This is a genomic window from Alkalihalobacillus sp. MEB130 (assembly GCF_032335535.1).
In the GTDB taxonomy this organism is placed as follows: Bacteria; Bacillota; Bacilli; order Bacillales; family Bacillaceae_D; genus Halalkalibacter.
The window spans coordinates 119,665-143,894 of sequence record NZ_JAOANA010000005.1; the positions used below are offsets into that span (position 1 = coordinate 119,665).

The following is a 24,230-nucleotide window of genomic DNA, read 5'->3' on the forward strand; positions in this document are numbered from 1 at the left end:
TTTTTTCATATTCATATCTTCTCTATCATATGTTACGACGAAATGAGCGAAGAAACAAACTTTTTTATTATTCCCAGTGCTTCTGGCCTTGTTTTTTCATTATTTAACGCTTCTTTTTGCTCGCCAATTACGTTTACAAGCGCGCTTCCGACCACAACTCCGTCAGCATGCTCTTGCATGATCTTTACTTGTTCAGCAGATGAAATTCCAAATCCGACAGCAGTAGGAATAGAGCTGGCTTCGCGAACCGTTTTTAAAAACTCATACACTCTTGGATCAAGTTCATTTCTCACACCTGTCACGCCTAAAGAAGAAACACAGTATAAAAACCCTTTTGCTCGTTCAGCAATTTTGACCATACGCTGTTGTGACGTAGGAGCAACAAGCGATATAAGAGATAAGCCATTCTGTTCGCACATCTGATCTAACTGTTCACTCTCTTCATAAGGAAGATCCGGAACTAAAAGTCCATCAATTCCAAGCTCAGAGGCTTCATTGACAAATCGTTCTTCGCCGTATTGTAATAATGGATTAAAATACGTAAAAATAATAACAGGGATCGTAAGTCCACGTTTTCTCATCTCTGGTACAAGTTGCAGAGCCTTCTCTAGTGACATACCGCCTTGCAAGGCACGCTTTGATGCTGCTTGTATGGTAGGGCCATCTGCTAGAGGGTCAGAATACGGAATACCCAATTCTAGAATACTTGCTCCTGCTTCCTCTAATGTGAGCGCTATGTCGATTGTCGCATCAGCCGATGGGTCTCCTGCTGTAATGAAGGGGATAAACAATGGTTGATCCGTCTTTGTTGCTACTTCCATTCGTTTATTTGTCATTTTGAATCCCCCCTAAAATGTTTCATTAAAGTGTGAACATCTTTGTCCCCTCTTCCTGATAAACAAACAAGAATTGAATCATCAGGTGTTAGTTGCTTCGCACGCTCAAAGGCTTTTGCCAAAGCATGCGCAGATTCTATGGCTGGAATGATTCCTTCTTTTTCTGATAGCAGCTTTAACGCATCAAGAGCTTGTTGATCTGTCACTGCTTCATAAGAAACTCGTCCGCTGCTAGCCAAATACGCATGTTCCGGCCCTACTCCAGGATAATCTAACCCGGCTGAAATAGAGTATGGCTCCGTAATCTGACCCGCTTCATCTTGTAATAAATACGTTAACGAACCATGAATAACGCCCTTTCTTCCATGGGTCATTGTGGCAGCATGTTGGTCTGAATCTACACCTAATCCAGCTGCCTCTACTCCAATTAATGTTACGGGGTCTGCAAGAAATGGATAAAACATACCAATTGCGTTGCTTCCTCCACCTACACAAGCAATGATTTCAGTTGGGAGTTCTCCAACACGTTCAACAAATTGCTTCTTCGCTTCATCACCAATAATTCGTTGGAAATCTCGCACCATCTTCGGATAAGGATGTGGTCCTACAACCGATCCGATTAAATAAAACGTATCCTCAGCATTTGCAACCCAATAACGTATAGCTTCATTCGTAGCATCTTTTAGCGTTTGGCTACCTGAAGTAGCCGGAATTACTTCTGCTCCTAATAATTCCATCCGAAACACATTCAAAGCTTGGCGTTCCATGTCTTCGGCCCCCATAAACACTTTACACTCAAGTCCGAATTTCGCTGCAATCGTTGCAGATGCTACTCCATGTTGACCTGCACCCGTCTCGGCAACGATTTTCGTTTTTCCCATTCTTTTTGCTAGTAGCGCTTGCCCCATTGCATTATTAAGCTTATGGGCACCTGTATGTAGAAGGTCCTCTCGTTTTAAATAGATCTTGGCTCCACCAAGGGATTGAGTTACATTCTCTGCATACGATAAAGCTGTTGGCCTTCCTGCATATTCCTGTAAATGAGAAAGATATTCACGAACAAATGCTTCATCCTTACTTGCTTCTTCTAACGCCTGCTCTAACTCTTCAATGACACTCATTAACGTTTCAGGAACGTACTTACCACCAAAATCCCCAAATCGTCCATTTTTATCGGGATACGTTGTTGTCATATCGTTTCATCCTCTCTTCTAGCTGACTAATGAGTTCCTTAGATTTTTGTCCATTGTCTTCTATTCCACTAGAAACATCAATCCCATCTGGGCCGTATTCTAGTACTTTATCAACATTATCTGGTCGTATACCCCCAGCAATAAAGATTGGAACACCTTGCCTTTTTCCTTCTTCTAAGTAAGCAGGGATGTATTCCCAGTCAAACGAAACGCCTGTCCCGCCCCACTGATCTCCTACTTTACAATCAACAATATAACCTGAGACGAGGCCTTCGTACTTTCTCATAACAGAAATAGCATCAGGCTGATGGTGAATCGCCTTCCATATCGGAAGCTGAATTTGCTCATTTATTTTTTTTACTTCCTCAGCTGTTTCATCACCATGACATTGGATGATGTCGATAGGTAAACCCTTAATTGCGTCTTCAATTTGCTCTATTTTTTCATTTACAAAAAGAGCAACAAGCTTTTTTTCTTTCTTTCCTTCCTGCTTTAACCATGCTTCAACTTGCTCCCTAACGACCTGCCTTTTGCTTTTAGCAAACACAAAGCCAATATAGTCTGCGTTGCTTGATAAGGTTACGTTCGTATCATGTTCCGAGTGGTTGCCACATAATTTAAGAAGAGGTTGCAATGGCTTCTCCTCCAAACAACGTGTCAATTCCGACTTCGGGAGTTTCTGCTCTCATTAACGATTCACCAACTAATACTCCAGCAGCTCCCGCTAATTTGACTCTTTCTATGTCTTTTTCGAAATGAATTCCACTTTCACTTACAAACAAACTTCCTTCAGGAACAAGTGATGCCATATCCTCTGTTTGTGTTAATGATGTTTCGAATGTTTTTAAATTACGATTATTCACACCAATAATTTTTGGTGTAAAGCATGAGAGTAACTCTTCTAATTCTTCTTTCGCATGAACTTCCACTAAGCATTCAAGTCCAAGGCTATAAGCATAATCATAGAGCTCTTTCAACTCTTGAATAGGAACCGTACCAACGATTAAAAGCATCGCATCAGCACCGATACAGCGTGTTTCCTCTACTTGTTTTTTATCAATAATAAAGTCTTTACGCATAACAGGAAGCCCGACTTCTTTCTTAATCGCCGTCAAATAGTCTCGATGCCCTTGAAAGTAAACAACATCCGTTAAAACAGAGATAGCATCCGCTCCCCCTTTTTCGTATCCTTTCGCAATGGAAACTGGCTCAAAGTTCTCAGAAATGAGTCCTTTGGACGGAGATGCTTTTTTCACCTCCGCAATGAGCCCGATAGAACGATTTGGATTACTTAAGGCTGTAAAAAGGGAAAAGTGTGAAACACTTTCTTGTTTTGGTATAACTAACTTTTCTATTTCCTCACGCTTTGTATCTAAAATTTTCTCAAGCATATTGTTGTTTCTCCTTTTGCAAAGAATGATAGTGTTCAAGAACAATTCCTGAGTTGATAGCCGATTCAACTTCATTTACGCCTTCACGAATAGAAGCTACACGCTTGGCAGCATATAGGGCAGCTGCAGCATTAAGTGTGACAATTCCCGCCGCTGATTCATTTGCCTCACCATTTAAAATTTGTTTAATTAAGGCTGCACTTTCCTTCGGAGTTCGTACTTGAATATCCTCTAACGATCCTCTTTTTAAACCAACATCCTCAGGTGCAACTGTATAAATTTTTTGATCGGTGCCATTTACTTCAATGACTTTTGACTCTGTTGTTATTGATAATTCATCAAGACCTTCGCCACCTGTAACAAACAAGGTTCTCGTCGTCCCTAACCTTACTAACGTATCTGCTAATTTTTTGGCGAATTCATGATTATACACGCCAATAAGTTGGTACTTTGCGCCAGCAGGATTCGTAATCGGCCCTAATAAATTAAATATGGTACGAAATCCGATTTCTTTTCTAGGCGTAACTGCATGCTTCATAGATTGATGATAAAGAGGAGCAAACAAGAAACACAAATGAGAATTAAGTAATGATTGTCTTGCTTCTTCTTTTGTGTGTTGGGTCGGGATGTTTAATTCTTCTAACACATCCGCACTCCCACTTTTGGATGAGACTGCACGGTTTCCATGTTTGGCAACAGGTACTCCTATGGCAGAGAGAACAATAGCGGAAGCCGTTGAAATATTAAATGTACTTAAATCATCGCCCCCTGTTCCACACGTATCAACTACAGGAATGTCATCCGTTTCCATTCGTAAGGAGTGCGCTCGCATTGCTCGAGCAAATCCCGTCATCTCTTCTACCGTTTCTCCTCGAAAACGCATTAATGTTAACAGACTTGCGATTTGGCTCGGCGTTGCCTCACCTTTCATTATTTCATTCATCGTCTCTTCTGCTTGGACTTCTGACATCGTTTGCCCTTCCATACATGAACGTAAAATCTCTTTAAGCATGTGTAGTTGCCCCCTTTTCCCCAAACATCGTTTCAGCCATTTGAACAGCCCGTATTAACGCTTTTGCCTTATTTTGCGTTTCCTCATATTCCTTTTCAGGAACAGAGTCTGCCACAATTCCTGCTCCTGCTTGAATATAGGCCTTTCCGTTTTGGATAACCATCGTACGGATGGCAATACAAGAGTCAATATTTCCGTCATATCCAAGGTAGCCGATTGCTCCTGCGTATACTCCTCTTTTCGTCGGTTCTAGCTCTTGTAAAATTTCCATTGCCCGAATTTTTGGAGCACCAGAAACCGTTCCTGCCGGAAAAGATGCCATAAGAGCTTCAAGTGGCTCCGTTCCTTGTCTGAGTCTTCCTGTTACTTTTGAAACAATATGCATCACATGAGAAAATTTTTCGATTGAAAGCATAGTGGGAGTTTTAACCGATCCGTATTCAGCAATTCGCCCAACATCATTTCTCGCTAAATCAACTAGCATATAGTGTTCAGCACGCTCTTTTTCGTCAGCAAGTAAGTCTTCTGCTAATTGTTGGTCTTCTTTTTCCGTTTGCCCTCGTTTTCTAGTACCAGCAATTGGATGAATCTCCACATGACCATCTTGAACTTGGACAAGTCTCTCAGGAGAACTTCCGACCACTTCCATTTGATCAAATTTCAGATAGAACAAATAAGGTGAAGGATTGACCATCCGTAGCACACGATATACTTCAAGAGCCGATGCAGATACTTCCATTTCAAATCGTTGGGATAAAACTGTTTGAAAAACATCTCCAGCTAGAATATATTCTTTAATTTTATTTACATCAGATAAAAACGCTTCTTTTTCATAGTTTGACGTTACATGTTCAAAAGAAACTTCTTGATTCGTATCTGGGATGTGTTTTAACATTAACCCATTTGCTGGTTGTTCTAATAAAGAAGAGATTCGTTTAATTTCAGCTCTTGCGTTATGATACGTATTTACTAACTCTTCCTCTTCATTCGGCCTAACGTGAACAAGCACAGATAGTTCTTTGTTTTGATGATCATAAGCAATTAACGTTTGACAAAATAAAAATTGATAATGAGCCACCCTATATTCGCTGCTAGTTGCTAGTGAAGGTTCAATTGTTTCAATAGCGTCATAACTCATATATCCTACCGCGCCACCACGGAAGGGGATAGGAATGTCAAGAGGTTGAACATTCATAAATGTCATCGTCTCATCAAATGCTTTCTGAAAAGATTCTTTTTCAATGATCAGCTCACCATGCTTTGAATAGGTACGGTATTTTCCGTTTTCTTCAATTAGTTCAAACATAGGATTTAACCCAATGAATGAATATCTAGACCAAGATGATTGCTCATCCTTACTTTCAAGTAAAAATGACACTTGATCACCCAATAGATGAACAATCTGGACAGGTGTTAACCCATCTGCAAAAAAACGTTGAAAAACAGGGATCGTTTGATACGTTTCGGCTGCTTTTTGGAATTCTAAAAAAGTTGGGGTTATCATTTACAGTCACTCCTTATTGGAATGAACGAAATGAGTGGGAGGGGATGGTATAGTGAATGAACCTATGGTTTCCCTTTAGGATCATGTTCTTTATTTGGATATAAAAACCCCCTAAACGTTACTGTTTAGGAGGATATAATGACAAGTATCCCTCAACTAAACTCAGCTCTCCTCAAACTCAATCTCATTCTCTACTAATCTCAATATTCATACTATTTACTCTATAATTAAACTTACCTAGTCTCGAAGAAACTTAATTTCTTCATCTCATCTGCTTACAGTCTATCGCTTTCTTACTTATTCGTCAAGGATAAATCAGGTCGTAATTTTTTGGCGTCTCGTAAATAAGCATGCGCAATATCTTTTTGGTCCACATCTGTATTTACAGTCATTAATACTCTAATGCAAAGCGGCAAACTGCCCGGAACTGGAATTTCTTGTGCGCAGACGACTGGAACGTATGACCATCCATCAAATTCCCTAAGAATCTTCGCAGGAAACGCTGCCGTCACATCTTCCGTTACCGTAAAGAGCACTTGTGCAACACGATCCGGTTCAATCTCGTTATTTTTAATTAATACTTGAACGAGTTCCTTTGATGCTTCTAAAATTTCCTCTTCCGTATTCGATTGAATTGTAATAGCCCCACGAATCCCTCTAACCATTGTTCTCCACCTCCATCTGCTCTAATAATACTTGTTTTATGATATTAGGTGGAACCTCTATTAATGTTGGTTCTTCGAGCTTTTGTAAGAGAACCATTCGAATCGTTCCAGCTTCCGCTTTTTTATCTTTTTGCATTTTGGAAATTAGTTTATCAACTTGTAATTGATTTGAAATCTTTGTAGCATACCCTAATTTCTCAAACCAATCTTCATATCTAGTTACGTCTAATTCAACGTCAAACATTTTTTCGCTAAGTTTTAGAGCGAAAATCATTCCCGTTGCTACCGCTTCTCCGTGAGTTACAACACCATAACCAGATTCAGATTCAATAGCATGAGCAAGAGTATGACCAAAATTCAAGTAAGCACGAACACCCGATTCCGTTTCATCTTCTGCAACAATCTCAGCTTTAACCGCAAGTGATTGTTCTAATATTTGATTCACTAACGGTACTGGCAATTGCTCAAAGGAGTTCACTTCTTGCTGTAAATAGCTTAACAGTTTATTATTGCGAATAAACCCGTGCTTAATTACTTCAGCAAACCCTGAACGCCATTCTTTCTCAGGTAAAGAAAAAAGAGTTTCTGTATCGTAAATGACAGCTTCCGGTTGATGAAAGCTCCCAACCATATTTTTCCCTAATGGGTGATTAATTGCTACTTTCCCTCCAACACTACTATCATGAGCAAGCAAAGTAGTCGGTACTTGAACAAAACGAATTCCTCTCATGTATGTAGATGCTACGAACCCAGCTAAATCTCCTACAACGCCACCACCTAATGCTATGATGACAGACTTTCGATCAAGTCCGTATTCAAGTGCTTTTGTCATTACTTGTTCATACACACCAAAAGATTTGGAGGCTTCTCCACTTTGAATTACTTCTGTGTACGTAGGAAGCTTTTTTTGAAAGCTTCCTACGACATCCTCTAAGTAAAGCGGTGCAACAGAAGAATCCGAGATAACAAGAACAGAGGAAACATTCTCTGTACAAACCGACTCCAGCAATGAACCAATTTCATGACGCATACCCGCATTAATAAAGACATGGTATGTTTTTGACTTTGCTTCAATGGTAACTTGGTTCATTAAAACTCCCTCGCTTTTTCCTTATGACGCTCAACATTTTCTTGGATTGTACTAATTTGATCTTGACCAAATGTTTCAAGCAGAGCATTCGCTATCTCCCACGCGATAACAGATTCAGCAACAACAGAGGCAGCAGGAACTGCACAACTATCAGATCGTTCAATACTCGCTTCAAAAGGTTCCTTCGTATCAATATCCACACTTTGAAGTGGCTTATAAAGAGTTGGAATAGGTTTCATCACACCACGTACAACAATAGGCATACCTGTTGTCATACCGCCTTCTAATCCACCTAATCGATTAGTTTTACGAGTATAGCCATTCTCTTCGTCCCAGATGATTTCATCATGAACTTGACTTCCAGGGATATGCGCCGCCTCAAACCCAATGCCAATCTCCACACCTTTAAAGGCATTAATACTCATAATAGCTGCAGCAAGCTTTCCATCTAATTTACGATCATAGTGCACATGACTACCTAATCCAACAGGAACATTTTCTACAACGACTTCGACAATTCCACCGATAGAATCGCCGTCTTTTTTCGCTGCATCAATTGCTTCCATCATTTTCACACTAGCCACTTCATCTAAGCATCGAACTTGTGAAGCTTCAGATCGTTCTTGAAGATCTTCAACAGAATCATAGTGTACGTTTTCTGCTTTCACACCCCCGATTTCAAGCACGTGTCCACCTACTTTAATGCCAAATGCAGCTAAGATCTTCTTGGCTACTGCCCCAGCCGCTACTCGAACCGTTGTTTCGCGAGCTGATGAACGCTCCAAAACATTACGCATATCTCTATGACCGTATTTAATCGCTCCATTTAAATCAGCATGTCCAGGACGTGGACGTGTTAATTTACGTTTTACTTCTTTTTCTTCTTCTTCTCCAATGGGTTCTGCTCCCATTACTTTTGTCCAGTGTGTCCAATCTTTATTTTCTACAACGAGAGCAATTGGAGCTCCTGTTGTTTTCCCGTGTCGTACACCACTTAGAATTTGGACTTGATCTTTTTCAATTTGCATCCTTCTTCCACGACCATATCCACCTTGACGACGGGCTAAATCATGATTTATGTCACTAGCGACCAACTCAAGTTGAGCTGGCACTCCTTCAATAATCGTCGTTAATTGCGGGCCATGTGACTCACCAGCTGTTAAATATCTCATCTCGACTCCTCCAATTTCCACAACACTTTTCTCTTTATCGCTTTTATGCGTTAAATTATAACACAACTTAACTGACGTTGTCTCGAAAATTTAGACAATTTCGTTATTAATTAGACATTTTATCAAACTAACGAATATTCGTCTAAGTAAATTTTCAATCAATCCTTTATTTTCTATACTTTTTTATAAAAAAACGTATCCTCTGATTCAAATTGATACAATTGGGGATTAAAAATTTGTTCTGTACTTCCAACAAATAATACTCCACCAGGACGTAACGCATTGCTAAATTTTTGATAGAGTTCATGTTTCGCTTCTTCTGTAAAATAAATCATAACATTACGACAAATAATCAAGTCAAATTGTTGATCAAATCGATCTGCTAGTAAGTTCTGTTGTTTAAAATGAACAGTACGCTTAATATTCTCATTAACATAATACCCCATGCCCTCTTTTGTAAAATGCGCATCGAGCATGTCCGATGGGACCTCTTTTAACGAACGGTCTGTATATAAGCCTAACTTCGCACGTTCTAATATAGCTCGGTCCAAATCTGTTGCCAAAATCGATACATCGGCAAGCGGCATAAACTTAGCCATAATCATGGCTAACGTATATGGTTCCTCACCTGTAGAGCAAGCTGCACTCCAAAGCTTTAATTTTGGCCTTTCAACGAACAACCTCGGTAAAATTCTCTTTTCTAATACCTCCCACCTTTTTGCATTCCGATAAAACTCGGATACATTAATGGTCATTCTTTCAAGAAATTCATTAAACATTTCATCATTATTCACCATTGCTTGAAAATAAGATTGAAAGTCTTGATATCCTCTTTTGTTTCGTAACGATTCCAATCGGCGTTTCATTTGTGCTTCTTTATATAGAGATAAATCAATAGCCGTTTTCTTTTTAACATTTACAACAAATTGCTCGTAATCTTGACTCATATATGTTCCCTCACACTATGTAATGGATTAATCATACGATGAAAAATCAAAAATTGCTATGACTAATTCATAGGCAATGAAAACTGTCTAGCGACAACTCAGGTTAACTCTTCCATTTCTCCTGCAATCATTCTTATGTTTCACCCCAAAAAAAAGAGCTCGTCCAAAAGGACAAACTCTCCTAAAAGCGCTTACACTAAACCCACTGATTTGCCGCTTTTTCATAGTTATTTAGTTCGTTTTCATTGAAAAAGAGTGAGATTTCTCTCTCAGCACTAGCTGGTGAATCAGAACCGTGAATAACATTCATTGACACTTGCACACCATAATCGCCACGGATCGTACCTGGCGCTGCCTCAGCTGGATTTGTTGACCCCATCATTGTACGAGCTGTTGAGATGACATTGTTTCCTTCCCATACCATCGCAAATACAGGTCCTGATGTAATAAAGCTCACTAACTCTCCAAAGAAAGGACGTTCTTTATGTTCACCATAATGAGTCTCAGCTAATTCCTTTGAAATCGTCATTAACTTAGCACCTACTAGAGTAAATCCTTTCTTTTCAAAACGTGATACAATTTCACCAATTAAATTACGTTGCACACCATCGGGCTTAACCATTAAATATGTACGTTCCATTTGCTGATCGCTCCTATTATGTAGTATGTAGTAAACAACTATTAGTATAGCAAACATTCAGAATAGGAACAATAATAGTTGTGAAATATTTCAAATAAAACACTATCATTTCCAAATTTAACAGTTTAAAAAAAGCTGACTACAAGAGTAGTCAACTTTTATATATATCAACGAACACATATTAAAACATTAAAATTTCCGCTTTCCTATATAGGCAGCAATCTCACGTAAATAATTCTTTTCTTTCGTATCAGGCAATTTTTCCAATGCGTCATATGCTTTCTCTAAGTATTGATCACTTATGGAAATAGCGTACTCAATTCCACCAGATTTCTTTATTGCTTGTAGAACCGAGGAAATATCAACATTTTCAGGATAATTGGTTTCTAGAACCTCTTCAATCAGTTGTTTGATTTCTGGATCATGGTGCATGGCATAAAGGGCTGGTAATGTTACATTTCCTTGCCTCAAATCTCCACCTGCTGGTTTCCCCAACTGCTCCTCTGTTCCTACAAAGTCCAGTACATCATCTGTAATTTGGAAAGACATTCCGACATTATAGCCAAATTGGAACAAGTTTCTTTGAACTTTTGGATCGGCATTGGCAGCAAGCGCTCCTAATTCACAACTAACAGCAATTAACAATGCTGTTTTTCGTTTTATTCGCCGTAGATAAATTCGAAAGTTTTGACCCCAATTGTATTGATCTCGAATTTGTTCAATCTCTCCTAGACACATCTCTAACATCGCATTTGCGAGGATTTGATGGATTTTCGGATTCGCGAAAAATGTTGATGTTTCTAAAGCTTTACCGAAAATAAAATCACCAGTATACATGGCAACTCTATTATCCCATTGTGACTTAATCGTTTTCTTTCCCCGTCTTAGTTCTGCATCATCAATGACATCATCATGAACAAGTGAACCCATATGAATCAATTCAAGTGGAACTGCTATATGTTTAAGTTTGTTAATGTCATAATCCCCAAACCTTGCAGCTAACAAAACAAAAACTGGGCGGATTCTTTTTCCACCAGCCTTTAGTAGTTGAGTTGAAGCTTCTTGCAAAACATTATTTTTAGCCTGTACTGTTTTTTCTAGTTCATTTTCGATTATATTAATATCAGATTGAAATTGCATATATATTTCCGCTAGTTTCATGTCGTCCACCTTATATCATCACGCCGATTTCATCGTCAGCTTAGTATTCTTTTACTTACTCATAGCCCCATCCCAAATATGAAGTTTGTTAATTGGTTGAGATAGATAATTCATTTTATAAAGAAGATCAAAATAATAGCTTAACCCTTTTTGTTCCTCTTCACCAAAGTCATTGCATAGCTTTTGGAAGTAGTGTTCCCAAAATGACCTTTTTCCGCCATGAGTTTTAAGAATAGCATCAATCATTGGTTGATAATGTTTTAATTCACTTTCTCGTTTGCTTTCTAGAAAAGAACGATAAATCAGTCCAACTAAGCTTGGATGATCACGTAATGTTTCATTTCTCACCGCAAAAACAGCAAATGTCATAGGCAACCCTGTTTGTTCATACCATAGTTCACCTAGGTCGTAATGGTACAGTGATTGTCCATATTCACGTTTTGCTACAATAGCATCATCTCCAATTAATAGACAAGCCTCATGCTCCCTTAACATACTTTTCACATTAGGGTTCATTGTCGTATAGGAAATGGATAATGAATGAAAATGCTCTAAAATAATTTTTAATAAATGTACAGACGATGCAGAACTCCAAGTAAGTGCTACCTTCTTTTCATTAAGCTCTGAAATCGGAACTTTAGAAAATAGGAAAATCGAATTAACGGCACCATATGACGTAACGGAAAGATTAGGCAATAATGTAAAGGCTTGTGCATGCTGTGCATACGCAAAAGACGAGATCCCACCAATATCAATACGCCCTAAAGCCATTTCGTTATTTAGTTGAGCTGGAACTTGAGGAACAAACTGGCAATGATGTTCACCTAACATTTTCCTGTCTAAATGATAAAAGAAAGGCATAATATTTGTATATGAAATTTCACCGATTACGACACTCATCTTTCTTCCCCCTACCTTGTCAGCTCATGTTCAGTTTTAGTTTGAAATGGACAATACAAATAACAAAGTCTGTCCTCTGAATCCACATTAGCAAATAAAACTTCAATCATAGAAGGATATCCCCCAACGCAAAAACGAACAATACGAGACTTAATATACCATTCATGGTGAAGAAGGCTACATCCAGCTTTGATAAATCATTCTCAGATACAAGAGAATGTTCGTAGATCATAATGGCACCTGCAATCAATACTCCAATAAAATAGATCCACCCAAAGCCTGTAAAAAGGAATAAACTAACAAAACTTAAAAAACTTATAACATGCAGAAAACGAGCAATCTTCAATGCTCGTCCAATACCAAAACGACTCGGAATCGAGAACAACCCATGTTCTCTGTCATAGTCTGCATCTTGTGTTGCATAAATGACATCAAATCCAGCTGTCCATAGAGCGACAGCTACAAACAATAAGAATGCTTCCCATGTTAAAGTCCCCGTAGCACCAACCCAGCCTCCAAGAGGAGCTAATCCAATTGTAACGCCAAGAATTATATGGCACATCCAAGTAAATCGTTTCGTATAAGAATAGATAACTAGAAAAAACACAGCAATCGGTAATAAATAAACAGCCAACATGTTTAACTGAAATGCTGCATAAAATAATAGTGCAAAAGAAATAATGATAAATAATAATACTTCTACTTTAGAAACTAACCCTGCTGGGATGGCTCTAGTTGCCGTCCTTGGATTATGTTTATCTATTTGCTCATCAATGACTCGATTAAGAGACATTGCCGCGCTCCTTGCTCCGACCATCGCCACAGTAATCCATATCCACTGGGACAAAGTTGGTGTTGTTCCGTTAACAATATATGCCCCCATCATCGCCCCGAAAAAGGCAAACGGTAAGGCAAAGACAGTGTGTTCAAACTTAATCATTTCTAAGATGATTTTTAACTTTCTAATCACGAAATATCTGCTCCAATTCTCCTATTTTGCTACTACTTTCTTCCCTAGGTGCATCGCAGCAACCCCACCAGAATAAGGCTTGACTTCAATATCTACAAAACCAGCTTCTTTAAACATCCCTGCTAATTTTTCTCGGTCTGGGAAAGACATCGTTGATTCTTGTAGCCAAGAGTATTCTTTATAACTTTTCGCAAAGAGCTTACCAAACACCGGCATGACTTGGCGAAAATAAAAGAAGTATAGTTGTTTAAACACAGGAATAGTTGGTTGTGAAGTTTCTAAACATACAACCATTCCCCCGGGCTTTACAACGCGATACATTTCTCGTAATACCTGCATATAATCAGGAACGTTTCGAAGACCAAACCCAATTGTTACATAATCGAACTGATTGTCTTCATAAGGAAGTTCCATCGCATTCCCGTGACGTAAATGAACTTGGGTCAGTTTTTTCTCTTCGATCTTTTCTTGTCCAATCTTCAGCATGTTTTTACTGAAATCTAGGCCTTCTACATGACCTGTTGTACCAACAGCTTCTCCCAATGCAATCGCCCAATCTGCTGTACCGCAACAAACATCGAGTGCCTTATTTCCTTTTTGAACGTTCATTTTTTTCATCGTATCTTTTCGCCATGCTTTATGGCGTTGAAAACTAATAACCGAATTCATCACATCGTACTTTTTGTAAATGGATTCGAATACTTGATGAACGCGTTCTTCTTTCGTTTGTGTCATCTTGCTCACCCTTCTTCTGCTGCAATCTCTTGAAATGACGAATGTCCTAATAAGCTATCAACATGTTCAATAACAAAATGATTAAACGTCTCAAGCCTTTCGCTGTTCGTTAATAATTGATCTTTAACATCTTCAAGTTTCTTCTCGATACTTTGTAGCTTGTCTTCCCCAGGTACTCGGTTACGAAGGATAGAGTTAATGAGAATACTTTCTTTTCCTTCAAGCCACATTGATTTTTCTTGAACGAGCTTTTTTAAGTAAAAGTAATCTTTTATGACTTTCTTCCAACTTGGCAAGTCAAAGAACTGAGCCATGTTCTGCATAAGCGCTGACTCAACTTGAGATGCTGTATGTTCAATGTCTTCAAACGTAAGGTCCGTCGTATCATATAAATGAATTTTTGATTCATTGACCTCTTGAATCGATTGACTAAACATCCTTATCATAGAAACATGATTCTTTTCTGCAAGCAAAAAATAATGAAGTCCTAAGTAATAATCACCAGCAAGTACAGTTAACTGTCTATTTTTTCGCAACTTATCAGAAGTAACTGGATGGAGGGAGACCTCATCATGTATATCTAAAGCAGCTTGAAGTAACAAAGCTGAAATCGTAAACATTTTCGCTTCTGTATTTGAAAATCGTTTGTACATCATCGCAAATAAAAACCGAACCTTATCATCATCTATTTTTGGTTCAGGAACATACGATTGCAAATATAGATGCTCTGTTAAGCTATAGAAGCTTCTCTTGATTTCTTTTACTTTCTCATTAAACTGACTTTTCGTCACCATATTAAAATCCCCCAAATTCCGTCCTTCATTGTTGTCGTTGCGCACATAAAATTCGCATCTATTATATCATAGTTATGCCCATGCAAAGACCATAACGTGAAATTGTTATGACTCGTCTGTATCCATTGTGCCATGACTTGTCTGGATAATCGCTTTCCCTCTAATTTTCACAGCTGATGTATGCTCTGTAAATTGAGCGATCATTACTTCGCCTTTATCTAGTTTTTCTGAATGATGAAAACGTGTATCAGACCCGCGTGTTAACCCGATCACATTTACGCCATTTTCCTTTGCTTTTATAACGAAAAACTCATTTTGATTACTCATCTCAACTCTCCTCTTCTCTGTAGTTCATCAATACATAGTTTAACATGATCTTATTTTATCATGAATCAAAAGTTTTCGCTTCCTACCTTTTGCACAGTCGCAAAATACATGGCATGCATATGTATATATGTATGTACTCCCCATATGTATAAACAACGCAATTATATAAATCTTAGCATAAAAAGAAAGGAGAAAGCAAAAAGAACTCCTTTCTAGGAGTTCTTTCTTGCTTCCATATTAAAGGATAATGGCAATGAGTCCACCAGACCCTTCATTGATAATACGCTCTAATGTTTCTTTCAATTTGTAACGTGCATTTTCAGGCATTAATGATAACTTCGCTGAAATCCCTTCACGAACGATGGAATTTAGTGAACGACCGAAGATATCTGAATTCCAAATTGATAGTGGATTTTCTTCAAAGTCTTGCATTAAGTAACGAACGAGCTCTTCACTTTGCTTTTCTGTTCCGATAATTGGAGCAAATTCAGACTCTACATCCACTTTAATCATGTGAATAGATGGAGCAACAGCCTTTAATCTTACCCCAAATCTAGAACCTTGTCGGATAATTTCAGGTTCATCAAGGCTCATATCGGATAAGGCTGGTGCAGCAATCCCATATCCTGTTTGCTTCACCATTCGAAGAGCATCTGCCACTTGGTCGTACTCTTCTTTTGCATGTGCAAAGTCTTGCATTAACTGAAGGAGATGATCCTTCCCTCGAATCTCCACCCCAACTACTTCTTTTAACACTTGGTCATATAAGTCATCTGGAGCATATAAATCAATTTCAGCAATCCCTTGCCCCATTTCAATTCCAGCTAATCTGGCATCGTCTATAAACTCATATTCCGTAAATTGACCGACAACACGATCTACATCTCGAAGCCGTTTAATATCCTTAACTGTCTCGCGGACAGATTCTTCGTAACTTTGACGCAACCAATGATCTTCTCTAAGTACCATAACCCAGCTTGGAAGGTTAACATTTACTTCATGAACAGGGAACTCATATAGTACTTCACGAAGGACATTATTAATGTCCTGATCTGTCATGCTTTCAATACTCATTGCAAGACAAGGAATATCATACTTTTCAGCTAGTTGAGCACGAAGTTGTTCTGTATCAGGGTGATGTGGTCTAACACTGTTGACCACCATGATAAATGGTTTTCCAACTTCCTTTAACTCTTCTACGACACGCGCTTCTGATTCCAAATAATCTTGACGCGGAATTTCACCAATCGTACCATCTGTTGTTACGACAACTCCTAATGTTGAATGCTCTTGGATTACTTTTCTAGTTCCAATTTCAGCTGCTTCTTGAAAAGGAATCGGTTCCTCGTACCATGGTGTATTAATCATTCTTGGTCCGTGGTCATCTTCATACCCCTTCGCACCTGGAACTGCATACCCAACACAATCAACTAACCGGATATTCACATCAAGCCCATCATCAACATGAATAGAGATTGCTTGATTAGGAACAAATTTCGGTTCCGTTGTCATAATTGTTTTACCTGCAGCACTTTGCGGCAATTCATCTTGCGCTCTTGCTTTTTCGGATTCATTTTCAATATTCGGGAGAACGACTAGTTCCATAAATTTTTTAATGAATGTCGATTTCCCTGTCCGAACTGCACCAACTACTCCGAGATAAATATCGCCGCCAGTTCGTTCAGCAATATCCTTAAAAATATCAACCTTTTCCACGTGATCCCCTCCCGATCGAGTAAAAATTTGAGTCTCATCTACTTTCCGTAAACCTTGGACACTATCATATCTATGATGTTGTACAAGGTTTATGACAAACTTTACTAGAAAGTATATTGATTCTCGTTTTTGGGCTACCGAGAAGGGGAAATACAAAAATGCCCCTTCCTCTGATATATATATCAGCACAGAAGGGGCATTATACCAAAAATATTATATAATCTATTATTTTTTACCGAAGATCCATAGCATACGTTGGTTCGCCGTTTTCATCTACTACATAAGGTACACTTCGCAAAGGTACAAATGGCGTATTCTCGTAAAGAATTGGTCGTATATCCTGACCCGGCTCAAATGTAGACTCTCCATCTTGAAGCATCATATTTATATCAATCCGATAGTCAATAATAATTTCACCATCATTTGTTAATAATAATGGTAAGTACGTATCATGATAAGGGCTTCGTACATGAGGAGCTTCTTTGTAATTTAATGCTTCATAATCGAGCTTAAAAAGTCCAACATCGAGCATTTCTTCTATTGGAGCAAATCGATGCTGTCTCATGTAATCATTTAACCTTTGCTGTAATTGCTGTATTTCACGTTGAGATGTTAAATCAATTACTTTAATTTCCGGACCTTCCTCTACATTGACAAGAACATATTGAAAAACTCCTCCATTTTCAAAAGCCGTTCCTGGCGGTTGCTGTAAATAACGCGGAACTAATTGATTAAAATCAATAACATATCGTTGATACAGAGAAGTTGACTCATCGAAAGTACGAATAGGTAACACTCCAGTATCGTTTTGAAATTGTTCAACTGCATGCTGAACAGATTGAAGTTGATCTGGGTACGCTATACGATTTTCGGCTCGCTGATCATCAGGAAATAAACACCCACTTAAGAATAGTACAAGTGACGTTATTATAATAAAACAAACTCTATTCATAACCCTACTCCTTTCTTATTACATCGCTGCTGTAGGTCCAATGATTACAATAAGAAAGACAATCCACCCGGAAACGAGTAGGCATAAAAATGAAAAAGTTAAGACTACCTTTTGAAGCCATCCTTTTAATTTTGCCCGACTAAAAATAGCTGTTCCTGCAGATATAAACATAAGTGCAAGAGCAAAAAACGATATCCACATATTCATCATCGCTTGTGACACGATCTATCATCCTCCATATTCCTATTTGCCCATAATATTATAACACAGCTTGTCCAAAATGTTCGTGACAGACTAAAGTCAATCTTGCCATTTTCGATTCATTTTTCCTAGTAAAAAAAGTTGGAGAAGTGGGGGCACACTTCTCCAACTTGACGAAACCCTTCGTCTAAAACACAGCCCTATAGTAATGTTCGTTCTTTACAAGTATATGCATGAACCGCTATTTTGCTTGTGGCTTTTGCCTAATCACGCATTATTTTTTATTGAACATTTTGGCAAGTGAAGCAAAGTCCATTGGCATGTCATTATTAGTAATAGCTTTAACGATTTGATCTTCTTTCTCTTTTGAAACTGGTTTTCCAGCTAGCCTAGCCACTTGTGCAATAAGCTGTCTTACAGCTTTTTCATCTTGAAGATTTGTATTGCTAACCGAATTAGCTAACTTCATTAAATCGTCAGGCTTTACATTTGTCTTCTTTTGAATTTGGTCCATGAAAGATGAGTCATTATTTTGAAACATGATGTGCCCTCCCTCTTCCGTAATATCACGATATCATATGCAATGAGAAGAAGAAGGTGCATCATTACCTAAAAAAGAGCAAATGCCGTCGTTTATTCTAAATCGATGTTTAACTGTTCTACTTCATGCTTTTTCACACGCCCCATTAGACGTTCGGTTGCTTGCTCTGGGTGCAACCCTTCAAATAACACAGCGTATAGAGCTGATGTGATTGGCATGTCAACCTTTTCAATCTTTGCTAATTCATGAGCAGCCTTAGTCGTACGAATTCCCTCAACGACCATTCCCATAGAGTTTAATACCTCGTCTAACGATTTACCTTGACCAATCATTAATCCCGCTCGGAAATTTCGTGAATGAACACTTGTACATGTTACTATAAGGTCACCCAATCCCGAAAGACCCGCAAATGTTAGTGGATTCGCTCCTAATTTTACACCTATTCTCGCCATCTCAGCTAGACCACGAGTCATAATAGCTGCTTTCGTGTTATCTCCCATCCCAAGTCCGTTCGTCAAACCACAAACAAGAGCTATTGTGTTTTTTAACGCTCCCCCTATTTCAACTCCTACAAGATCTGGATTTGTATATACTCTGAAATGTTGATTGATGAATAAGTCTTGAGCTAATTCAGACGCTTCGGAACTCTTTGAAGAAACAGTGACAGTTGTTGGTTGCCTTTGACTAACTTCTTCGGCATGACTCGGTCCAGATAAAACAACAACATTCGTTAAAAGCTCTGAATCTTGGAACTCTTCTTCGATCATCTCAGAAATTCGTTTATGAGTCCCAGGTTCAATGCCTTTACTCGCATGAATGACGGTAACTGGTTGTTTCAATTCTTTTAGCATTTCTTGAACCGTTTCGCGTATCGCTTTTGTTGGAACGACTAATAGGACAATGTCGACTCCTTTAACTGTTGTTGCCAAATTTTCATATCCGACAATTCGTTCAGACAGAACAACATCCGGCAAATATTTAGAATTCGTATGCTTTTCATTAATTTCATCAATCTGTTCTTTTCTTCTAGCCCAAATCTTCACATCCACGTCATTGTCAGCTAACACCATAGCTAAGGCCGTTCCCCAACTACCTGCTCCAATAACAGCAACCTTAGTCAATTGACCCACTCCTTTCCCTTGTTACGATTTCTGTCCTATCTTACTTTCCGTGCCTGAAAGTAAGCGTTTAATATTCGTCCGATGTCTCCAAATTGATAAAAGAGCAACAACAATTGCCAAATATCCATAAATGACAGGATACTGATAATAGTCAAGGAAGAGGAAGGTAAAGATTGGGGTTAGAACCGCAAATAAGATCGATCCTAAAGATACAAATCTCGTAAAAACAATACTTCCAATTGCAATAATTCCTGCAAATAAAGCAGGGAAGAATACAAGGGTAGCTAATACTCCTATTGTAGTTGCAACACCTTTTCCTCCTCGAAACCCATAATAAACTGGCCAGTTATGACCTAGTATAGCAGCAAAACCCGCTAAAGCCGGATAGAGCCCCGTTTCACCAGGTGCAAAGGCAAGTCCAATCCATACAGCGACAATCCCTTTTAAAACATCCAATCCTAACACACATAAGGCCGGACCCAGTCCTAGAACTCGCAATGTATTCGTTGCCCCTGCGTTTCCGCTCCCATGTTGACGGATATCCACTTTTTTTACTTTTTTTGCAATTATGTAACTAAAGCTCAACGAACCTAAAAGGTAACCAATTAAAATAACGACTATAAGTCCAAAAACAAACATGAAACATCCCCCATCTCTAGCGCTCTCCTTCTTTAAAGATGTACATGATTGAAAGCTTACTTTCAGTCATGTACATCTGCCAAGCTCCCTAATTCCCATTACGGTGATCTAAGCAAAAAGAACAACCTTTTTTACAGTTTACCTACACATTTTTCTTTCTTGCGAATATTTTAATGGGGGTCCCTTCAAAATCAAAAGTTGCACGAAGACGATTTTCTAAAAATCGTTCATAAGAAAAGTGCATTAATTCAGGTTCATTAACAAAGAAGACAAATGTCGGTGGCTCAACTGCAACTTGTGTTACGTAATTAATCTTAAGCCTTTTCCCTTTATCTGTAGGCGTCGGATTCATCGCAACTGCATCCATAATCATGTCATTTAAGACGTTGGTTGGGACACGTAAATGATGATTTTCAGATACTTTCTTCACCATCGGCAAAACAGTATGTAACCTCTGCTTTGTTTTCGCTGAAACAAAAAGAATTGGGGCATATGTTAAAAACAACAATTCCTCTCTTAATTTTGTTTCAAAATTCTTCATTGTTTTATCATCTTTAGCCACAGCATCCCATTTGTTGACAACAATGATAACCGCGCGACCTGCTTCATGAGCATAACCTGCAATTTTTTTATCTTGTTCGATTAATCCCTCTTCTGCATTAATCACGACAAGAACAACATTGGAGCGTTCAATTGCTTTTAAAGATCGAAGTACACTGTATTTCTCTGTTGCTTCATATACTTTACCGCGTTTTCTCATTCCTGCCGTATCAATTAAAACATAATCTTGTTCATCACGAGTGAATGGTGTATCAATTGCATCTCGTGTTGTCCCAGGAATGTTACTAACAATTACACGTTCCTCCCCAAGCATAGCATTAACAATGGAAGATTTCCCTACGTTAGGTCGTCCAATTAATGATATGCGAATCGTATCTTCATCATACGGATCTTCTTCTTCCTCTGGAAAATGTTTAATGACTTGATCTAGTAAGTCTCCAAGCCCTAAACCGTGAGAGCCAGAAATGGGATAAGGTGTATCCATTCCTAATGAATAAAATTCATATAACTCTTCTTGCATGTCTGGGTTATCAATTTTATTTACCCCTAGAACCACAGGCTTGTCTGATCTAAATAGTATCTTTGCTACTTCTTGATCGGCACTCGTAATACCTTCTCGTCCATTTACAATAAAAATAATAACATCGGCTTCTTTGATAGCTAGTTCTGCTTGGGCACGCATTTGAATAAGCAATGGTTCATCACCAAGTTCAATTCCACCCGTATCGATTAAATTAAACTCCCGATTTAACCATTCGCCTTTGCTATAGATACGATCACGAGTCACACCTGGCATATCTTCAACAATGGCCACTCGCTCTCCTACAATTCGATTAAAAATCGTTGACTTCCCTACATTAGGACGTCCGACTATTGCTACAACAGGCTTTGTCATAACGTCACAACCTTTCTATTTACTATGTAAATTCATCCATTTTTTCTTGCAACTTATTTATTTTACTTGATTTCCTTAACGTTGTCGACTTGTTCTTGTTAAGAACTTTGTTTTAACTCATTGGTTTTCGGCTCCCTCATTACGAATTTGCCAAGTTGGGCAGAAAGTTGCGATAATGTCCAGACAACACTATATAAAAAACATACTATAGCAACAATATCAAAAAAGTAAAAACTTCCAATACTGTAATCCATATAAAGGTGATGTTGATTCACAATTCCAGTTAAGAGCTCTCCTTGACTAAGCCCTATTAGTGCAATAAGCAGACGATGTTTGAACGTTGTCGTTAGAAAAAAGGAAACGACAGAAACGACTAGTCCAGTCATCCAGCGGCTATCCATATATTCAACAACTGGATCAAAGATAAGCATCATTTGAAAACCTCCATAAGCAGCTGCAATCGTAATCGCTCCAACAAATGAATGGCCAAGATTGTATGAAGGTTCCTTCGCTATCAACCTAAACAAATAAATGGTGCCTATAATATACACAACATGAATAGAAGTATCGGAAATGTGCAACGTTCTCGGTAAAAGAATAAATAACAATAGCAATAAGAGCGCATTCCAAAATCTTGTTTTCGTTTTATTGCAGAAAAAGGTAATGATTACCCATAAAATCCAACCAAACCAGTAAATAAATACACCGTCCATCTTTCCACCTCCTTCACCTATCAGTATCGACGAACTGCAACGGTTCTAACCATAGGAATACATAGAAAAGTGAGTAAGCGGGACAATAATAGACGTTGGATTATTTTACACGAAAGGAGAGGGAAAGATGGGGAAAGATCGTCAAGAAAAAAAGCTAAGAAAATCAGGTCAAGTTGAAGCCGACCGAGACCAAAGTTTGAAATATGCAGGCTCTGCCAAAATGCAAAGTCCTGAACAAGCAAGAGAAGCACAACGCCCGTAACAGTATAAAGAGCAAAAAATCGGCAAACTCTAACGTTCGCCGATTTCTTATTCACGCTTTTAGTTTTTATACTTTTTTAATTGATCACCAATCATGTCACCTAAAGAGAATCCCGCCGATTCTTCTCCTTTGGCTGCTTCATATGCTTGAAAATCAGCATCTGTAGACTCTTCATCTTCTAAAAGCTCGCGAATACTTAGTGAAATTCGCTTTTCACCTATATTCACATCAAGTACTTTTACTTCTACTTTTTCACCTTCTGTTAGTACTTCAGACGGAGTCCCAATATGACGATTTGCAATTTGTGAAATATGGACAAGTCCTTCTACCCCAGGAGCAAGCTCGATGAATGCACCGAATGAAACTAGACGTCGAACGGTACCTTCAAGAACATCACCTGTTGACACTTCACCAGAAAATTTCTCCCAAGGTCCTGGCAATGTATCCTTAATGGAAAGAGAAACACGTTCACTATCTTCATCTACAGATAGAATTTTAACATTCACACTTTCTCCTTCACTAATAACATCAGAAGGTTTTTCGACACGATGGTGAGCAAGTTGAGAAATGTGCACCAAACCATCAACGCCACCTATATCTACAAAGGCACCAAAATCCGTTAAACGCTGTACTTTACCTTCAACAACATCACCAGCTTTTAATGTTTGAAGAACGTTACGCTTATTTTCTTCTACTTCTTGATCTAAAACAGCACGTTGCGAAAGAATTAATTTATTGTTTTCTTTGTCAAGTTCAGCTACCTTTAGACGTAACGTTTTACCTTTGTAGTCAGAGAAGTCCTCTACAAAATGCCTCTCAACAAGTGAGGCAGGAATGAATCCTCTCACCCCTACATCGACAACGAGGCCTCCCTTTACAACATCCGCTACCTCAACCTCGAGAATTTGACCAGACTCATAGGCAGCTTGGAGCTCGTCCCATGCTTTCTCTGCTTGAACAGCTCGCTTTGAAAGGATCAGCTCATCATCCTCTAATTTAAGAACTTTTAATTCGAGCTCATCGTCCACTGAAAGGACATCGCTAACTTTTTCTACATGTAAACTTGACAATTCACTTATAGGTACGATACCGTCAACTTTGAAGCCCACATCAACAAACGCTTGTTTATCTTCGACTTTCGTAACTTTTCCTGATACAACATCCCCTACAGAAAAAGACTTCATTTCTGATACTTCACTGTTCATTTCTTCGACCATTGACTTTTGCCTCCTTCAATCCCCGCAGTCTAGTAGCGGTATGTGACTATTATTTTAACTATCTTTCACGCTAGC

27 protein-coding genes are annotated in these 24,230 nt (G+C 38.6%); 1 reads left to right on the forward strand and 26 read right to left on the reverse strand.

Annotated elements, in window-relative coordinates; genetic code table 11:
• Positions 1–32 precede the first annotated feature (32 nt).
• From trpA to N0O92_RS07270, 25 genes are all read right to left on the reverse strand, one after another.
• On the reverse strand, positions 33–836 hold the full coding sequence (trpA, locus tag N0O92_RS07150) for a tryptophan synthase subunit alpha (protein ID WP_315613978.1): 804 nt from the start codon (positions 834–836) through the stop codon (positions 33–35).
• Entirely contained in the window at positions 833–2,029 is a 1,197-nt protein-coding gene (gene trpB / locus N0O92_RS07155; protein ID WP_315613979.1) for a tryptophan synthase subunit beta, read from the reverse strand. The genes trpA and trpB overlap by 4 nt, the downstream gene beginning before the upstream one ends.
• A complete protein-coding gene (locus N0O92_RS07160) occupies positions 2,007–2,663 on the reverse strand; it encodes a phosphoribosylanthranilate isomerase (protein WP_315613980.1) in 657 nt (218 codons plus the stop codon). Before N0O92_RS07160 ends, trpB begins: the two co-directional genes overlap by 23 nt.
• Positions 2,647–3,420, reverse strand: a complete 774-nt coding sequence (trpC, locus tag N0O92_RS07165; RefSeq protein WP_315613981.1) for an indole-3-glycerol phosphate synthase TrpC — start codon at positions 3,418–3,420, stop codon at positions 2,647–2,649. The genes N0O92_RS07160 and trpC overlap by 17 nt, the downstream gene beginning before the upstream one ends.
• Positions 3,413–4,432 carry an anthranilate phosphoribosyltransferase gene (gene trpD / locus N0O92_RS07170; RefSeq protein ID WP_315613982.1) on the reverse strand — a complete coding sequence of 340 codons (1,020 nt, stop codon included), beginning with the start codon at positions 4,430–4,432 and terminating at the stop codon, positions 3,413–3,415. Before trpD ends, trpC begins: the two co-directional genes overlap by 8 nt.
• Positions 4,425–5,936, reverse strand: coding sequence for an anthranilate synthase component I (gene trpE / locus N0O92_RS07175; protein WP_315613983.1), 1,512 nt, complete (start codon positions 5,934–5,936; stop codon positions 4,425–4,427). The genes trpD and trpE overlap by 8 nt, the downstream gene beginning before the upstream one ends.
• Positions 5,937–6,229: 293 nt before the next feature.
• Positions 6,230–6,601 carry a chorismate mutase gene (gene aroH, locus N0O92_RS07180; RefSeq protein ID WP_315613984.1) on the reverse strand — a complete coding sequence of 124 codons (372 nt, stop codon included), beginning with the start codon at positions 6,599–6,601 and terminating at the stop codon, positions 6,230–6,232.
• Positions 6,594–7,691 carry a 3-dehydroquinate synthase gene (gene aroB / locus N0O92_RS07185; protein WP_315613985.1) on the reverse strand — a complete coding sequence of 366 codons (1,098 nt, stop codon included), beginning with the start codon at positions 7,689–7,691 and terminating at the stop codon, positions 6,594–6,596. The genes aroH and aroB overlap by 8 nt, the downstream gene beginning before the upstream one ends.
• Positions 7,691–8,863 (reverse strand): chorismate synthase, encoded by a 1,173-nt coding sequence (gene aroC, locus N0O92_RS07190; RefSeq protein ID WP_315613986.1) that lies wholly within the window; start codon positions 8,861–8,863, stop codon positions 7,691–7,693. The genes aroB and aroC overlap by 1 nt, the downstream gene beginning before the upstream one ends.
• A 173-nt stretch (positions 8,864–9,036) precedes the next feature.
• Positions 9,037–9,810, reverse strand: coding sequence for a CheR family methyltransferase (locus N0O92_RS07195; protein ID WP_315613987.1), 774 nt, complete (start codon positions 9,808–9,810; stop codon positions 9,037–9,039).
• 196 nt (positions 9,811–10,006) lie between these two features.
• Positions 10,007–10,450, reverse strand: a complete 444-nt coding sequence (gene ndk / locus N0O92_RS07200; RefSeq protein WP_315613988.1) for a nucleoside-diphosphate kinase — start codon at positions 10,448–10,450, stop codon at positions 10,007–10,009.
• 189 nt (positions 10,451–10,639) lie between these two features.
• On the reverse strand, positions 10,640–11,611 hold the full coding sequence (hepT, locus tag N0O92_RS07205) for a heptaprenyl diphosphate synthase component II (RefSeq protein WP_315613989.1): 972 nt from the start codon (positions 11,609–11,611) through the stop codon (positions 10,640–10,642).
• Positions 11,612–11,662: 51 nt separating this feature from the next.
• Positions 11,663–12,511 carry a menaquinone biosynthetic enzyme MqnA/MqnD family protein gene (locus tag N0O92_RS07210; protein WP_315613990.1) on the reverse strand — a complete coding sequence of 283 codons (849 nt, stop codon included), beginning with the start codon at positions 12,509–12,511 and terminating at the stop codon, positions 11,663–11,665.
• Between the two features lie 106 nt (positions 12,512–12,617).
• Positions 12,618–13,481, reverse strand: coding sequence for a UbiA-like polyprenyltransferase (locus tag N0O92_RS07215; RefSeq protein WP_315613991.1), 864 nt, complete (start codon positions 13,479–13,481; stop codon positions 12,618–12,620).
• Positions 13,482–13,502: 21 nt separating this feature from the next.
• A complete protein-coding gene (gene menG / locus N0O92_RS07220) occupies positions 13,503–14,216 on the reverse strand; it encodes a demethylmenaquinone methyltransferase (protein ID WP_315613992.1) in 714 nt (237 codons plus the stop codon).
• A 5-nt stretch (positions 14,217–14,221) separates the two neighbouring features.
• Positions 14,222–15,010 carry a heptaprenyl diphosphate synthase component 1 gene (locus tag N0O92_RS07225; protein ID WP_315613993.1) on the reverse strand — a complete coding sequence of 263 codons (789 nt, stop codon included), beginning with the start codon at positions 15,008–15,010 and terminating at the stop codon, positions 14,222–14,224.
• 105 nt (positions 15,011–15,115) lie between these two features.
• Positions 15,116–15,337 (reverse strand): trp RNA-binding attenuation protein MtrB, encoded by a 222-nt coding sequence (gene mtrB / locus N0O92_RS07230; RefSeq protein WP_315613994.1) that lies wholly within the window; start codon positions 15,335–15,337, stop codon positions 15,116–15,118.
• A 237-nt stretch (positions 15,338–15,574) separates the two neighbouring features.
• On the reverse strand, positions 15,575–17,053 hold the full coding sequence (gene spoIVA / locus N0O92_RS07235; RefSeq protein ID WP_315613995.1) for a stage IV sporulation protein A: 1,479 nt from the start codon (positions 17,051–17,053) through the stop codon (positions 15,575–15,577).
• A gap of 232 nt (positions 17,054–17,285) precedes the next feature.
• The gene (locus N0O92_RS07240; protein ID WP_315613996.1) at positions 17,286–18,005 is read right to left on the reverse strand and encodes a hypothetical protein; all 720 of its coding nucleotides are present in this window, start codon (positions 18,003–18,005) and stop codon (positions 17,286–17,288) included.
• An 18-nt stretch (positions 18,006–18,023) separates the two neighbouring features.
• Complete coding sequence (locus N0O92_RS07245) at positions 18,024–18,227, reverse strand: DUF2768 domain-containing protein (RefSeq protein ID WP_315613997.1); 204 nt, start codon at positions 18,225–18,227, stop codon at positions 18,024–18,026.
• Between the two features lie 253 nt (positions 18,228–18,480).
• Complete coding sequence (locus tag N0O92_RS07250; RefSeq protein WP_315613998.1) at positions 18,481–18,747, reverse strand: stage VI sporulation protein F; 267 nt, start codon at positions 18,745–18,747, stop codon at positions 18,481–18,483.
• A 92-nt stretch (positions 18,748–18,839) separates the two neighbouring features.
• The gene (locus N0O92_RS07255) at positions 18,840–19,868 is read right to left on the reverse strand and encodes an NAD(P)H-dependent glycerol-3-phosphate dehydrogenase (protein ID WP_315613999.1); all 1,029 of its coding nucleotides are present in this window, start codon (positions 19,866–19,868) and stop codon (positions 18,840–18,842) included.
• 21 nt (positions 19,869–19,889) lie between these two features.
• On the reverse strand, positions 19,890–20,507 hold the full coding sequence (gene plsY / locus N0O92_RS07260) for a glycerol-3-phosphate 1-O-acyltransferase PlsY (protein ID WP_315614000.1): 618 nt from the start codon (positions 20,505–20,507) through the stop codon (positions 19,890–19,892).
• Positions 20,508–20,649: 142 nt separating this feature from the next.
• On the reverse strand, positions 20,650–21,963 hold the full coding sequence (der, locus tag N0O92_RS07265; protein ID WP_315614001.1) for a ribosome biogenesis GTPase Der: 1,314 nt from the start codon (positions 21,961–21,963) through the stop codon (positions 20,650–20,652).
• 98 nt (positions 21,964–22,061) lie between these two features.
• Complete coding sequence (locus tag N0O92_RS07270) at positions 22,062–22,676, reverse strand: YphA family membrane protein (RefSeq protein ID WP_315614002.1); 615 nt, start codon at positions 22,674–22,676, stop codon at positions 22,062–22,064.
• A gap of 127 nt (positions 22,677–22,803) precedes the next feature.
• On the opposite strand from N0O92_RS07270, the gene N0O92_RS07275 reads away from it, so the two are divergent.
• The gene (locus N0O92_RS07275) at positions 22,804–22,938 is read left to right on the forward strand and encodes a YpzI family protein (protein ID WP_315614003.1); all 135 of its coding nucleotides are present in this window, start codon (positions 22,804–22,806) and stop codon (positions 22,936–22,938) included.
• Positions 22,939–22,997: 59 nt separating this feature from the next.
• Here the strand turns inward: N0O92_RS07275 and rpsA are convergent, their stop codons facing one another.
• Positions 22,998–24,155, reverse strand: a complete 1,158-nt coding sequence (gene rpsA, locus N0O92_RS07280; RefSeq protein WP_315614004.1) for a 30S ribosomal protein S1 — start codon at positions 24,153–24,155, stop codon at positions 22,998–23,000.
• Between the last annotated feature and the right edge of the window lie 75 nt (positions 24,156–24,230).

Coding starts and splice junctions, on each gene's coding strand:
- mtrB (WP_315613994.1), bottom strand. CDS start 15,337: ATGAGTAATCAAAATGAGTTTTTCGTTATAAAAGCAAAGGAAAATGGC.
- aroH (WP_315613984.1), bottom strand. CDS start 6,601: ATGGTTAGAGGGATTCGTGGGGCTATTACAATTCAATCGAATACGGAA.
- rpsA (WP_315614004.1), bottom strand. CDS start 24,155: ATGGTCGAAGAAATGAACAGTGAAGTATCAGAAATGAAGTCTTTTTCT.
- N0O92_RS07195 (WP_315613987.1), bottom strand. CDS start 9,810: ATGAGTCAAGATTACGAGCAATTTGTTGTAAATGTTAAAAAGAAAACG.
- N0O92_RS07270 (WP_315614002.1), bottom strand. CDS start 22,676: ATGGACGGTGTATTTATTTACTGGTTTGGTTGGATTTTATGGGTAATC.
- menG (WP_315613992.1), bottom strand. CDS start 14,216: ATGACACAAACGAAAGAAGAACGCGTTCATCAAGTATTCGAATCCATT.
- trpE (WP_315613983.1), bottom strand. CDS start 5,936: ATGATAACCCCAACTTTTTTAGAATTCCAAAAAGCAGCCGAAACGTAT.
- ndk (WP_315613988.1), bottom strand. CDS start 10,450: ATGGAACGTACATATTTAATGGTTAAGCCCGATGGTGTGCAACGTAAT.
- trpC (WP_315613981.1), bottom strand. CDS start 3,420: ATGCTTGAGAAAATTTTAGATACAAAGCGTGAGGAAATAGAAAAGTTA.
- aroC (WP_315613986.1), bottom strand. CDS start 8,863: ATGAGATATTTAACAGCTGGTGAGTCACATGGCCCGCAATTAACGACG.
- N0O92_RS07240 (WP_315613996.1), bottom strand. CDS start 18,005: ATGAATAGAGTTTGTTTTATTATAATAACGTCACTTGTACTATTCTTA.
- trpB (WP_315613979.1), bottom strand. CDS start 2,029: ATGACAACAACGTATCCCGATAAAAATGGACGATTTGGGGATTTTGGT.
- trpD (WP_315613982.1), bottom strand. CDS start 4,432: ATGCTTAAAGAGATTTTACGTTCATGTATGGAAGGGCAAACGATGTCA.
- plsY (WP_315614000.1), bottom strand. CDS start 20,507: ATGTTTGTTTTTGGACTTATAGTCGTTATTTTAATTGGTTACCTTTTA.
- der (WP_315614001.1), bottom strand. CDS start 21,963: ATGACAAAGCCTGTTGTAGCAATAGTCGGACGTCCTAATGTAGGGAAG.
- trpA (WP_315613978.1), bottom strand. CDS start 836: ATGACAAATAAACGAATGGAAGTAGCAACAAAGACGGATCAACCATTG.
- N0O92_RS07225 (WP_315613993.1), bottom strand. CDS start 15,010: ATGGTGACGAAAAGTCAGTTTAATGAGAAAGTAAAAGAAATCAAGAGA.
- N0O92_RS07250 (WP_315613998.1), bottom strand. CDS start 18,747: ATGTTTCAAAATAATGACTCATCTTTCATGGACCAAATTCAAAAGAAG.
- hepT (WP_315613989.1), bottom strand. CDS start 11,611: ATGAAACTAGCGGAAATATATATGCAATTTCAATCTGATATTAATATA.
- aroB (WP_315613985.1), bottom strand. CDS start 7,691: ATGAACCAAGTTACCATTGAAGCAAAGTCAAAAACATACCATGTCTTT.
- N0O92_RS07275 (WP_315614003.1), top strand. CDS start 22,804: ATGGGGAAAGATCGTCAAGAAAAAAAGCTAAGAAAATCAGGTCAAGTT.
- N0O92_RS07210 (WP_315613990.1), bottom strand. CDS start 12,511: ATGAGTGTCGTAATCGGTGAAATTTCATATACAAATATTATGCCTTTC.